Genomic DNA, 12,742 nt, shown 5'->3' on the forward strand with positions numbered 1-12,742 from the left:
GCCGATGTTTCTTTCGGACACTTCCGTCAAGCGGCCGGTCTTCGCGTCAGTCCTTTCGATCCTCCTGATCGTCTTCGGCCTCGTCGCCTTTTCCCGCCTCCCCCTCCGGGAGTTTCCCGACATCGACCCACCGGTCGTTTCGATCAGCGTCAATTATCCCGGCGCTTCGGCGTCGGTTGTCGAAACCCGCATCACCCAGGTGATCGAGGAACGTATCGCCGGCATCGGCGGCGTCCGCTTCATCAACTCCCGCTCGCGCGATGGCCGCGCCGACATCTCCATCGAGTTCAACGTCAACCGGGACATCGACGCAGCGGCAAACGATGTGCGCGACCGGGTTGCCAGCGTCGCCGACCGCCTGCCGCCGGAAGCTGACGCGCCCGAAGTCGAAAAGGCCGACGCAGACGATGACGTGATCCTCTGGCTGAACTTTGCCAGCCAGGAAATGACGACGCCCGAACTCACAGACTACGCTAACCGGTTTCTGGTTGACCGCTTCTCTGCGATTGACGGGGTCGCCCGCATACAGATCGGCGGCTCGCGCGACTATGCCATGCGTGTCTGGCTTGACCGCCGCGCCCTAGCCGCCCGCGGCCTTACTGCCGGAGACATAGAACGCGCGCTGCGCGCCGAAAACGTCGAAGCTCCTGCCGGGACGCTGGAGTCCGGCGCCGTCAGCTACACCCTCCGGATTGATCGCCCCTTCCGCACGGCCGACGATTTTGCCGGTCTCGTGATTGCCGAAGGCGAAGGCTATCTTGTCCGCCTTGCCGATGTCGCCCGCGTGGAGCGCGGCACCGTCGACGACCGCACGATGTTCCGCGGCAACGGCGAACCCATGGTCGGCCTCGGCATCGTCAAACAGTCCACTGCCAACACCGTGGATGTCGCCAAAGGCGCCAAGGCGCTCATGGTCGAACTCAATACGACGCTCCCCGAAGGAATGCAGCTCTACCTCTCTTTCGACAGCTCGGTGTTCATCGAAGCCTCCATCCGCGAAGTGTGGACCACCCTGGGCATCGCCGTTGTCCTCGTCACGCTCGTGATCTTCCTCTTCCTCGGCAGTTTCCGCACGACCATCATTCCGGCCGTCACGGTGCCGGTCTCCATCATCGCCACCTTCATCGTCCTCTACCTGCTCGGCTTCACGCTGAACCTCCTGACACTGCTCGCGCTCGTACTGGCCATCGGCCTTCTGGTGGACGACGCCATCGTCGTTCTGGAGAATATTCACCGCCGGATGCAGGAAGAGCACGAATCCCCGCTGGTCGCCGCTTTCAACGGCGCCCGCCAGGTCGGCTTTGCCGTTATCGCCACCACGCTGGTCCTGATGGCCGTGTTCATTCCCATCACCCTGATGGAGGGCAATACAGGCCGTCTGTTCACGGAATTTGCCGTCACGATCGCTGCTGCTGTCGCCTTCTCGAGTCTTGTGGCCCTTACCCTGTCGCCGATGCTCGCGTCCAAGATCCTGAAGCCCCATGCGGAGTCCCGCTCCGGCCCCCTCTCCGGATTTATTCAGGGCATCGACACCACCGTCGACAAGATCCGCGGCGTCTATTCCCGCATCTTCGATTTCCTTGTCCGCCGCCCCATCGCCATTGCCCTTGCCACTCTCGCCATCATGGTCGGCAGCTGGTTCATCTTCCAGGACCTCGACAGCGAATACGCCCCACGCGAGGATCGCGGCGGCTTCTTCATGTCGATCCGCGGCCCCGAAGGCGCCTCGTTTGAATACATGGAGCGCTATCTTGACGAGATCGAGCGCCGCCTCATGCCCTACACGGAGTCCGGCGAAATCAGCCGCCTCCTGATCCGCGCTCCCGGCTGGGGCGGCGGCTACAATCAGGGTAACGTCGTCGCCGTTCTGGAAGACTGGGACGAGCGCCGCCCGGCCGACGAGATCATCAACGAGATCAACGCCAAACTTTCCGACCTTCCCGGCATCCGCGGCTTTGCCATGATGCGGCAGGGCCTCTCAGGCGGCGGCGGCAAACCCGTCCAGTTCGTGATCGGCGGCCCATCCTATGAAGAACTTGTCGTCTGGCGCGACACCTTCCTCGCCGCCATCGAAGCGGACAATCCTGGCATCGTCGACATCGACTGGGACTATAAGGAAACCCAGCCGCAATACCGTATCCAGATCAATTACGAGCGCGCTGCCGATGTCGGCGTCACCGTCGCCGAGATCGGCACCACGCTGGAAACCATGCTCGGCTCCCGCCGTGTGACCACCTATATCGACAATGGCGAGGAATATGACGTCATCCTCGAGGGCATCCGCTCGGAGCAGAACACGCCCACCGATGTCCAGAACATCTATGTCCGTTCGGCCCGCTCCGGCGAGCTGATCCCCCTCTCCAGCGTCATCACGCTTGAGCCCTTCGCCGACAGCCCGACACTCAACCGCTACAACCGCGTTCGCGCCATCACCATCGATGCCGACCTCGCCCCCGGGGTCACCCTCGGCACGGCGCTGAGCGGCATGCAACGCATCGCCGCAGACGTCCTGCCCACCGAAGCGACCATCGACTTCAAAGGCCAGTCGCTGGAGTTCCGCTCGGCGGGCGCCTCCATCGCCTTTGTCTTCGTCATCGGCCTTCTCATTGTATTCCTGGTGCTCGCCGCCCAGTTCGAGAGCTGGATCCACCCGCTGGTGATCATGCTGTCGGTGCCCGCCACCCTGGCAGGCGGCCTCTTCGGCCTCTGGATCTTCGGGCAGACGCTCAACATCTACACTCAGATCGGTCTCATCATGCTGATCGGCATCGCGGCGAAGAACGGCATCCTGATCGTAGAGTTTGCTAACCAGCTGCGCGACGCGGGCAAGGATTTCGACGCCGCGCTGAAGCAAGCCGCCCTCGCCCGCCTGCGCCCGATCCTGATGACCGGCCTCACCACTGCGGCTGGCGCCATCCCGCTGATCGTCACCAGTGGCGCGGGCGCAGAAACCCGCATCGCCATCGGCATCGTGATCCTTTTCGGTTCACTCGCCGCCGTCACCGTTGCCCTGATCGTTGTGCCAACAGCCTATACGCTGCTCGCCCGGCGCACAGGCTCACCCGGCGACGTGACGCGCCGCCTCAAGGAAGAAACCCGCGATCCCGCCGCCGCGCCGTTCCCGGCAGAGTAAACGGGCCCCATCCAGGCCCTGCCCAGCAGCCCTTTGCTGCCCGCGCCTTGCCTTTCCGGCACAGGCTCGCATAGACAGGCGCGCCCTCTGGCGGCGTTGCGCTTCCATTAGGGGCTTGTGAACACCGCCTTGCTTAGAATGCGCCTGTCATGAACCTTTTCTTCCGGTTCCTTCGAATCTTCCTGCCGGCTTTCTTCAGCCGCGTGCACACCAGCCTGCTGGACCTGCACATCATACGCTCGGCCGTCTGGCTCGGCGACCAGGACCCGATGGGCCATATGACCAATTCGCGCTACTCCTCGTTCACCGATCTCTCGATCATGAACTATATGGGCCGCACCGGCGCCCTGAAGGCGTTCCGCAAGCGCGGCTGGATCCCCGTCATCCAATACGAATCATTCGCCTATTTGCGCATGCTACGTTACCCGCAGAAATTCGAGGTCCACACCCGCCTCACAGGCTGGGGCGACACCCACCTCGTCTTCCAGCACACCTTCCTCTCGCAGGGCCGTGTCCATGCCGAAAGCACGATGATCGCCCGCCTCACCGGCCGGAAAAAGCTGCGCGTCACCTCGCAGATGGCGATGGACGCCCTCGGCGTCACGCTCGAAAGCCCGCCTCTCTCCCCGCAAGTCCAGGCGCTTCTGGAAGACCTGAAAGCCCGCGCCGCGTGACCGCCCCTCTCCCTCTCATCATCGATTGTGACCCTGGCATCGACGACGCCGTGATGCTGATGATGGCGCTCGGGTCCCCGCGCTTTGACGTACGCGCCATCACCACCGTTGCCGGAAACGTCCCCTTGCGTCTCACCAGCCGCAACGCCCGCATGATGTGCCAGCTGATGGACCGGCCGGACATTCCCGTCTTCGCCGGCTGCCCCCGCCCGCTGCTGCGCGCACCGGTGACGGCCGAAGACTTCCATGGCGAAAGCGGCATTTACGGCATCGACGTGTTCGAGCCTGCCGCCCCGCTCCAGCCCGGCCATGCCGCGCCCGAACTCGTCCGCCTGGTGAAAGCCGCCCCGGAGAAAAGCATTACCCTCGTCATCACCGGCCCGATGACCAACATCGCCTGCGCCCTTGTCATGGCCCCGGAAATTGCTGGCCATATCCGTGAGCTTGTCATCATGGGCGGGGCCGACGCTGAAGGCGGCAACATCACCCCCTTTGCCGAGTTCAACATCTTCGCCGACCCCCACGCCGCCGCGATCGTGCTGGAAACCGGTCTCCCCGCCACGATCCTCAGCCTCGACGCCTCCCACCAGGTCCGCGCCACGTCCGAGCGCATCGCGCGCATCGCCGCCCTGCCCGGCCCCCGGGCCGCCATGATGGCCTCGCTGCTGATGGCTGCCAACAACCTCGAAACCCGAGCCCGACCCGGCACGAAAGTGCCGATGCATGATCCCTCCACCATCGCCTGGCTGCTCGCCCCGGAAATCTTCGAGACCCAGCCCTCGCGCGTCACAGTCAATGTAAGGCCCGGCAAGGAGTTTGGCCGCACGCGCGTCAAGCCGTCGAAGAAAGGTCCCCATCGCTGGGTGACGAAGGCCGATGCCGATGCCTTCTTTGCCCAGATCGAAGACATCCTGAAGGCCGCCCCATGATCACCGTCGTTGGTTCTGTCAATCTCGACTTTGTCGCCAGCGGCGCAAGCCTCCCCAGGGCGGGCGAAACCGTAACCGGCGCACGCCTTGCCCGCCACCCCGGCGGCAAGGGCGCCAACCAGGCGCTCGCCGCAAGACGTCTGGGGGCGGATGTTCGCCTCGTCGCCGCTGTCGGCAATGACGACATGGCCGAAGAAGCCCTGAAGCTCTTGCGCCATGGCGGGGTGGACCTCTCGGCCACCCAGTATATCAACGGCGAAACCACTGGCGTTGCCTTGATCGCAGTCTCCGCCCAGGGCGAAAACCAGATCATCGTCTGCCCCGGCGCCAATGAGGCGCTCGATCCCGGCGATGTCGAAGGCGCAACGATAGAGCACATGATGGGCGTCCTCGAAGTGCCCGCCGCCACGCTGCTTGCCGCCGCCGAGCGCGCCACCGGCTTTGTCGCGCTGAACCTCGCTCCCGCCATGCAAGTTCCGTCCGCGCTCATCGCCCGGGCAAACCTGCTGATCGTCAACGAAACCGAAGCCGCCTTCTATGGCGCCGCGCTCCATGACCCCGGCCGCTATGTCGCCATCTCGCTTGGCGCGGCCGGCGCAGAGCTCTGGAAGGATGGCACAAAGATCGCCTCTGCGGCGCCCCCGCCCGTTACCGTGGTCGACACCACCGGCGCCGGGGACACCTTCAGCGCCGCCCTCACGGTCAGCCTCATCAAGGGCAAATCCCCCGAAGAGGGCCTCGCCTACGCCGTTGCCGCCGCGGCGCTGGCCTGCACCAAACCCGGCGCCCAACCCAGCCTCCCCCGCCGCGCAGAGGTCGAGGCTTTGCTGAAGGTCTAATCATCCGGACAGGAACTACATCCCCTTTGGCCCTTCCCATTGAATCACGAGCAGGCGCATCAGACCTTCACCTCGCACGCCCTGCGGGCGCAGGCCCCTCCTCTTCTATTTCCGCAGAGAGCTGAGTCGTACCCAACCTTTCTGGTCTGTGATATGGCGCGGTGAAAACCCCTCTCCTATTTGTGGGAGATGAGGCCTCGGTCATCGAGGATAAGCTGCGCCTTATCCAACGCTCCCCATCTCTCCCGCCTGTGTCATCCCGGCGAAAGCCGGAAGAGAATCCCGACTGGTTCGCCCCTTTTTGCCAGAGGTCGCGAGAGTGAGGGGCTCCGAGGATCAGCAGTTGCACTGCGATTGCCCGAGGGGCGGTCAAGGCCTGGGAGCGCCGACGTCATCCCGAACACTGCCCGAAACGCCGCCGGCAGTGCGCGGCGGGCGAAGACGCTCACTCCTCAACCTAAACCTAATCCCCGGGCGCCGCGGCTCCGCGTCGCAGGCTCCCTGCGAGGGATCTGAAATCGCGCTGCGATTTCCGGGGAAGGCCAGTTTTCTGAAAGACAACTGGCTAAGCCACCTGTACTGCTCCGGACCCGGATGACCAAGGCCAGTCCGGCCAAAGACGATTCTGCTACACTCAAGGCCTGACGTCCCCGTGAGCAAGGCGATCGCTGCGCATTGCAGACGCGGAAACTGCCGCGAACAATCAGAGGGATGGCACCTGCGGGCTGAGGCGCCCGCCCATGCGGATCGGCTCAACGCGCACGGCGAGCCCCGAGCGGTCATCGGTCTCGACATAAGTGCCGCACAGTGTCCCCTCCCCCAGCGCCGGCTGGTAGCGCTCGCCGGGAAGCTGCGTCGTGAACCGGTAGAGGGACATTTCCTTCTGCATGCCGATCACCGAGTCATAGTCCCCGCACATGCCCGCATCGGTGTGATAGGCGGTGCCGCCATTCAGGATCATCGTGTCGGCGGTCGGCACATGCGTATGGCTTCCCACCACGAGGCTGGCGCGGCCATCGCAATGATGCCCCATCGCCATCTTCTCGCTCGTCGCCTCGCAATGCATGTCCACGATCACGGCATCGGCCACCGTGCCGAGCGGCATCTGGTCGAGGGCGGCATCGGCCGCCGCAAACGGGCAGGCCAGCGCCTGGCGCATGAACACATTGCCCTGCAGCTGCACCACGCCCACCCGGCGCCCGTCCGGGAGGGTGTAGAGCTCGGCGCCCTTGCCCGGCGCGCCGGAACTCGCCGGATAGTTCAGCGGCCGCAGCAGGCGGGGTTCACGCTCGATATAGGTCAGCGCCTCGCGCTGGTCCCAGGCATGATCGCCCAGCGTCAGGCAGTCGGCGCCCGCCCCGAAAAACTCCTCTGCGATCTGACGGGTGAGACCAAAGCCCCCGGCCGCGTTCTCGCCGTTGACGACAACGAAATCGAGCTTCAGCCGCGCGCGCAGCTCCGGCAGGTATTCCAGCACCGCCGCCCGGCCGGGCTTGCCGACCACATCTCCGAAAAACGCCAGTTTCATGGGCTCAAGCCTATGCCTTCAATGCCGCCCAATGAAAAGGGCGCGGCAGCCAATTGCTCCCGCGCCCCCTCTACTCGCCCTTGAGGGCCATCTGCTTAATTGTTACCGGCCGAGAAGCCGAGCTTCGCCTTGTCCAGCTTGAGGGCCGGATCAGACGGGTTGGAGGCAGCGTCCACAAAGCTCTGCGCGGTCACCGGTGCCGGCGGGGCCAGCGTGATCGTCAGGGTCTTGGGGTCCTGCACGAAGCTCGAGATCGCCGAGGCAAGCTCGGTGACCACGGCCACGTCAACGCCGGTCTGGCCAGCCATCATCGGGGCCATCGCCATGACGCCGGAAATCTGCGCCCGGACATTGGCGGGGTCTTCGCCCGACTGGGCCGCATAGGCATTGAGCGCCCGGTTGAAGAAGCCGTTGTCGTCAAACGCGATTTCGAGCTGATGGAAAGCCAGCTTGCTCATCATCGCTTCCATCATGGCGTCCGGATTGGCTTCCAGCTGGGCCGCCGAAGAGGCCTCTGCGATCGCCTTGGAGCCTTCATACTTGGCCGATACGTCCAGCTTGAAGCCGTCATTGAGCTGCCAGTAGTTCTTGCCCTTCGGCAGGGTCACGATGTCCGCGTCCGGATCATACAGCTGCTCGCCGGCGCCGCTGAGGGTCAGCGACTCATAGCCCAGCGTTGCCAGCGCGCCGGCAAACTGTTCGCCATCGGGATTGTCCCGTGCCGCAACCGTCATGCTGAAAGGATCGGTGGTGATCTTGGTGGCGCGGCCCTGATTGTCACGTCCCACATAGGAGTTGAACTCGGCCAGATCGACGCTTGCACCGATGATGTCCGCCTTCAGGCCCTTCATGAGCGCGGCGTCAAAACCCGGATTGCCCGGATCGGCCTGCATCGCTTCTGACATGGCGGCCGGATCGGACGAACTGGCAGCTGCAGCCGCGATCAGGCCATAGTCGAGACCGGCCAGGCCAAATCCGTCGAGCGTGATGTTGACGTCGCCGGTTTCGCCTTCGGTGAACTGGAATTTGAGATTGGAGAGGCCAACCCGTCCCGCCTTCTCTTCTTTCAGGCCATCAATATAGAACGAGCCGAGATCGAACCCGCCCGACCCGCTGGCATCGTTCATGACGAGGTTGACGTCCTTGACCGCCCAGCGGTCAAACGACAGCGCCGTGCCTTCCGGGAAGTCTGCTGGCTCGCCCTGGCCAAAGAGGCTGGCGACCCAGGCGGCCGTTTGCGGCGAGGGATTGATCAGCTCGATCGTGCCGACGGCGCCGGTGGTCTGGTCTTCAGAACCCTCCACCGGGGTCACTGAAATGTCGGAGAGGCGCATGAGGGAGAAGTTTGCGGCGCCGTCGATCATGCCGAGGCCGTCAAACTCGAGCTTTGCCGCCTTGACCACCGGCGGCGGGCCGGCTGGCTCGGTGGCGTTCATGCTGACGCCGTACTCTTCAAGCGTCATCTCGGAGCCGTCGTCCGCGATGCCGTCGCCATCATAGTCCATGTAGGAGAACAGCTCGGCGATCTCTTCCTCAGAATAGAGGGGCTCATCCGCAGTGGTGTCCTGAGGGATGGAGAGGATCACATTTGTGAAAACGGCTTTGTCGCCGTTGATGTCCTGGCCATCAAAGGACAGCCTCCCGGAACCGGACTCAGACAAGGACAGAGCGGCAAGCGCCTGGGAAGCCGTGTCTGCGTCTCCATTGCGGAGCGAGACATCGGACAGTTTCGATACGTCGAATTCAACTGCCGCGAGAGCAGCCTCACCAGTCGGCTTGTCTTTCTCCCCACATGCCGTAAGCAAAGTTATAGCGATCACGCCCGTGAGCAAATACTTCATTAGGTGTCCCTCTGTTTCGGATTGGGGGTGCGGTGTGGCCGCTCGTTTAGTGCGGACTCTTTACACATGCTATACAACAATGGCCAGACCATGACATTGAAAGCGCCCGGTGGTCACCGGGTGAAAGTGCGCCTTGAGGTCAATGCCAAGGCCAGACGCCTGATAATCCGCCTGGATGAACGGCGCCGCGAGGCTGTTGCGATTGCCCCGAGCCAGCGTCAAATGGAGGCTGCAGTCGCCTTCGCCGCAGAGCGTGTCGACTGGATTTCCTCAAGACTTCAACACCTTCCGGAGATTGTCCGCTTCGAGGAGGGGGCCGTTTTCAATTATCGCGGGGAGCCGTGTCAGATTACGGGCGAAGGCGAGGGCCGACTGGCAAAACTTTTGCCGGGCGCCCCGAAACTGCTGCACGTACCCGGCGATCCCGAAACCATTCATATGCGCGTCGAACGCTTCCTAAAGAAGCAGGCACGGGCAGATCTGACGCGCGCCGCAAAGCGTCATGCCGAGACCTTGGGCGTTGAATACAAAGGCATTTCGGTAAAAGATACACGCTCACGCTGGGGCTCCTGCACCTCTGACGGGCAGCTGTCCTTTTCCTGGCGCCTCATCATGGCGCCCCCGGAGATCCTCAATTACGTCGCCGCCCATGAATGCGCCCATCTTCTGGAGATGAACCACTCCAACCGATTCTGGACATTGGTGGCCAAATGCTGCCCTGACTGGAAGCGTCAGAGGTCCTGGCTGAGGGTTCACGGGGCTGAATTGCAGGCCGCCGGCGAATAATCCGTGTCAAGACGGAATGACTGCGAAATCCCGAAATAAATTTTCTCCCCAAGAGGGAGAATACTAATTCCGGATTGAGGATATAATCAGTCGCCTGCAGTCCAGAGTATTAAATGCGTATTTAGGATTCAAATCCTAGTTTGGACTCAGGCAGCGAGAAGTCAAAGCCGATCGCACGGGCCCCATAGGAGCCCTCTCGGTAGCGCTCGATGTTCTCGGTAAACCAGCCCTGGATGTGCTCGAATATGTGTGCATTGAAAGGCCGGGCGTCTTCCTCGCTGATCGGGAGCCGGAATTCATACTCGGCGCCCTCCTCGATCGACACGATGAAGCTATCGCCCGACTTGCGGCAATGCATCGCCAAGCGCAGCCAGTCATGCGTCTTCGTTACCCTCACGGCGAGGCCAAACGAGACCGGCCCAAGGGGCCGAAACCCCCTCGGCGGGATGGAGAAGGCCTGATCGCCATAAGAGCGCGGCTCGAACGGGCCCGCCGGCGGTACGAGGTGCACGCAGATCCCATCGCTGGCGCCCAGATAATCGCAGAGGCCCGAGCGCACCTCTTCGGCGAGCCGCCGGATGCGATTGTAGTTCTCCTCGGCCAGGGCCTGGTAGACTTCAACGGTGGCGACAAGTTCATCGAAACGGGACATCGGCAACAGCCTTGTTCTGACAGGGGGAAAGGCAGGAGCCTAACGGCTCAGGCCGCCTGCGCCAATCAGGCAGCTGGTCTTCGAGCTGCTGTGAGCGGGGTCACCGCCGCGCTCGCCGATACGGCTTCTGGCTGCAACGCAATGGGCAGCGTCGTGCGCGCCATCTCGATGGCGAGCGAGGGGGCGGCGCCCTCGCCGAAACTACGGATCACGCCGCGGATCGTCTCCAGGAAGATCGCCTCTTCCTCGACGATCTGGCCATAACGTGCCGCAATCGGCCCGACGAGCCCGTAGGCGAGGAACACGCCGAGGAAAGTGCCGAGCAGCGCCGCGCCGATCATGGCGCCCAGAATGGCGGGTTCCTGGTCAATCGCGCCCATCGTCCGGATGATGCCGAGCACAGCGGCAACAATGCCCAGCGCGGGCAGCGCGTCGGCCAGCGTCTGGAGCGCGCCAACCGCCTTGGCCCGCTGAGCCACGTGCCCATCGATGGCCTCCATCATCCGCTGGTCCGCCCGCTGAGGGTCAGACAGGTCAAGCGCCATCAGCCGGAACGCGTCGCATATCAGTGTCCGTGCAGGCGCGTCCTCCAGGATACGCGGCGCCGCGCGGAAGAGCGCTGACTCTTCGGGCATCTCGATGTCCGCTTCGATGGCGACAAAGCCCCGCCGTTTGACAGCGCGCATCAAGCCGCCGGTCAGCGCGAAGAGATCGGCATAATCGCTCCTCTTCCAGCGGGCGCCGCGAAAAGCCCGCACAAAGCCTGCCAGCGCTTCGCGCGCAACTGCCGGAGAGTTCGCCAGCATCACTGTGCCAATCGCCGCCCCGCCGATCAGCGCCAGCTCAAATGGCAGCGCGTGCATGGCCGCGGGCCCGCCGGTCAGGGCAAGGCCTCCCCCGACGAGGATCAGAACGATGACAAGACCGGCCAGTTGGAGCACTGCGCGTCATTTCCCTTTCAAGACTTGAGAACCGCGAATACCCTTCATGGCCCGGCGCGTCTTAAAGCCGCGTTCACAAGCGCGCGTGTTCGGGCGCACCGCAGACTCCAAAAAAAAGCCCATTGCGAGGGGGACCATCCATAATGCCAGGCATCAACGGCCCTCTTCCCGACGAGTCCCGCCCGGACCGGCGGGGCGCATTCATTCTCCTGTTCTTCGCGCTGATGGCCATTGGCGCGGGCAACACGATGCTGCTGGCCGCCGTGCTGCCTCAGCTGACGCGGGAAATGGCGATGCCGGACTGGATGGCAGGGGCGGTCTTCTCACTCTCTGCGCTCCTCTGGTCGCTGACCTCCCCGTTCTGGGGCGAACGCTCCAATCGCTGGGGCCGGCGGAAAGTCGCCGCGATTGGCCTGGCGGGCTATGCCGCCTCAATGTTCTTCATCTGGCTGACGGGGCGTTTCGCCCTCTCCGGCATGATGACCAATATCGTTGCCATCTTCGTCTGCCTCGCGCTCGCCCGCTCGCTGTTCGGCCTCATCGGCTCGGCGGCCAACCCGGCGGCGCAGGCTTACGTCGCCGACCGCACCAGCAAGGCCGAGCGCCAGAGCGAGATTGCGTTTCTTTCCTCCGGCTTCAGCGTCGGCAGCGTCATAGGGCCTGCCTTTGCCGCGGCCCTGGTCGCCTGGGTCGGCATCCTCTCCCCGGCCCTGGTCACGGCGGTTCTGGCCGCCACGATGGCGGCGCTCGTCTGGTGGCGCCTGCCAGAAACGCGCGCCCCGGTCGCTGACGCCGTGAAGATCGATGCAGAGATCGGCGCCAAGGGCCTCTGGCATTCAGACAGGGTCCTGCCCTTCCTCATCTATGCGGTCGCCATGTCTCTGGTCACCGGTGTGCTTACCCAGGTTTTTGTCTTCGCGGTGATGGACAAGCTCGGCGTCTCTGGCCGCGAAGCGGCGCAATATACCGGCCCTGCCTTCACGGTTGGCGCAGTGGCGGTCCTGCTTGCCCAGCTTGTGATCATCCCGCGCCTGCACCTGCGCAACAAGACGCTGATGTGGGTGGGCTGCGTGCCCCTGCTCGTGGGTACGCTGATGATTGTGTTCGCCAATGATTTTGCGAGCCTCATCCTGTCGCAATTCCTGATCGGGCTTGGTCAGGGCCTTGCCCGGCCGGGCTTCTCAAGCGGTGCTTCCCTCGCCGTATCGCCGCAGCTTCAGGGCAATGTCGCCGGCCTTGTCATTTCGGCCAATGGCATGGGCTATATCGTGACGCCCTTCTTCGGGCTGTTCTTCTACGAATATGTCAGCCGCGAGCTGCCCTTCTATCTCTGCGCCGGCATGCTGATCGCCATGTTCCTCTATGCCCGGTTCGGCATGAAGGATGGCCTCGGCGAGGCACGGGATGACGAAGCCTAGC

The 12,742-nt window shown here is 63.6% G+C and carries 10 protein-coding genes; 6 read left to right on the forward strand and 4 right to left on the reverse strand.

From position 1 onward, the window contains the following. Positions 1-4 precede the first annotated feature (4 nt). The 4 genes from KG722_RS02450 (at position 5) to KG722_RS02465 (ending at position 5,575) form a co-directional block, all read left to right on the forward strand. Positions 5-3,133, forward strand: a complete 3,129-nt coding sequence (locus tag KG722_RS02450; protein ID WP_213269159.1) for an efflux RND transporter permease subunit — start codon at positions 5-7, stop codon at positions 3,131-3,133. Between the two features lie 149 nt (positions 3,134-3,282). Then, a complete protein-coding gene (locus KG722_RS02455; protein WP_213269161.1) occupies positions 3,283-3,807 on the forward strand; it encodes a thioesterase family protein in 525 nt (174 codons plus the stop codon). After that, entirely contained in the window at positions 3,804-4,736 is a 933-nt protein-coding gene (locus KG722_RS02460) for a nucleoside hydrolase (RefSeq protein WP_213269163.1), read from the forward strand. The genes KG722_RS02455 and KG722_RS02460 overlap by 4 nt, the downstream gene beginning before the upstream one ends. Next, positions 4,733-5,575: a ribokinase gene (locus KG722_RS02465; protein WP_213269165.1), complete on the forward strand. Its 843-nt coding sequence runs from the start codon at positions 4,733-4,735 to the stop codon at positions 5,573-5,575. Before KG722_RS02460 ends, KG722_RS02465 begins: the two co-directional genes overlap by 4 nt. 703 nt (positions 5,576-6,278) lie before the next feature. Here the strand turns inward: KG722_RS02465 and KG722_RS02470 are convergent. Further along, positions 6,279-7,103, reverse strand: a complete 825-nt coding sequence (locus KG722_RS02470) for a TIGR00282 family metallophosphoesterase (protein ID WP_213269167.1) — start codon at positions 7,101-7,103, stop codon at positions 6,279-6,281. A 95-nt stretch (positions 7,104-7,198) separates the two neighbouring features. Further along, positions 7,199-8,944, reverse strand: coding sequence for a hypothetical protein (locus tag KG722_RS02475; protein ID WP_213269169.1), 1,746 nt, complete (start codon positions 8,942-8,944; stop codon positions 7,199-7,201). A gap of 66 nt (positions 8,945-9,010) precedes the next feature. On the opposite strand from KG722_RS02475, the gene KG722_RS02480 reads away from it, so the two are divergent. Then, on the forward strand, positions 9,011-9,730 hold the full coding sequence (locus tag KG722_RS02480; RefSeq protein ID WP_213269171.1) for a SprT family zinc-dependent metalloprotease: 720 nt from the start codon (positions 9,011-9,013) through the stop codon (positions 9,728-9,730). 121 nt (positions 9,731-9,851) lie between these two features. Here the strand turns inward: KG722_RS02480 and KG722_RS02485 are convergent, their stop codons facing one another. Next, positions 9,852-10,382, reverse strand: coding sequence for a hypothetical protein (locus KG722_RS02485; protein WP_213269172.1), 531 nt, complete (start codon positions 10,380-10,382; stop codon positions 9,852-9,854). 65 nt (positions 10,383-10,447) lie between these two features. After that, positions 10,448-11,323, reverse strand: coding sequence for a motility-associated protein (locus KG722_RS02490; RefSeq protein WP_213269174.1), 876 nt, complete (start codon positions 11,321-11,323; stop codon positions 10,448-10,450). Between the two features lie 143 nt (positions 11,324-11,466). Here KG722_RS02490 and KG722_RS02495 point away from each other — a divergent pair, with 143 nt between their 5' ends. Continuing rightward, positions 11,467-12,741 carry an MFS transporter gene (locus tag KG722_RS02495; RefSeq protein WP_213269176.1) on the forward strand — a complete coding sequence of 425 codons (1,275 nt, stop codon included), beginning with the start codon at positions 11,467-11,469 and terminating at the stop codon, positions 12,739-12,741. Position 12,742 lies beyond the last annotated feature (1 nt).

It is taken from the genome of Hyphomonas sp. (assembly GCF_018402285.1).
Classification (GTDB): Bacteria; Pseudomonadota; Alphaproteobacteria; order Caulobacterales; family Hyphomonadaceae; genus Hyphomonas.

Excerpts from the sequence above, each read along its gene's own strand:
- KG722_RS02450 (WP_213269159.1), top strand. The coding sequence starts at position 5 with ATGTTTCTTTCGGACACTTCCGTCAAGCGGCCGGTCTTCGCGTCAGTC.
- KG722_RS02455 (WP_213269161.1), top strand. The coding sequence starts at position 3,283 with ATGAACCTTTTCTTCCGGTTCCTTCGAATCTTCCTGCCGGCTTTCTTC.
- KG722_RS02465 (WP_213269165.1), top strand. The coding sequence starts at position 4,733 with ATGATCACCGTCGTTGGTTCTGTCAATCTCGACTTTGTCGCCAGCGGC.
- KG722_RS02470 (WP_213269167.1), bottom strand. The coding sequence starts at position 7,103 with ATGAAACTGGCGTTTTTCGGAGATGTGGTCGGCAAGCCCGGCCGGGCG.
- KG722_RS02475 (WP_213269169.1), bottom strand. The coding sequence starts at position 8,944 with ATGAAGTATTTGCTCACGGGCGTGATCGCTATAACTTTGCTTACGGCA.
- KG722_RS02480 (WP_213269171.1), top strand. The coding sequence starts at position 9,011 with ATGCTATACAACAATGGCCAGACCATGACATTGAAAGCGCCCGGTGGT.
- KG722_RS02485 (WP_213269172.1), bottom strand. The coding sequence starts at position 10,382 with ATGTCCCGTTTCGATGAACTTGTCGCCACCGTTGAAGTCTACCAGGCC.
- KG722_RS02495 (WP_213269176.1), top strand. The coding sequence starts at position 11,467 with ATGCCAGGCATCAACGGCCCTCTTCCCGACGAGTCCCGCCCGGACCGG.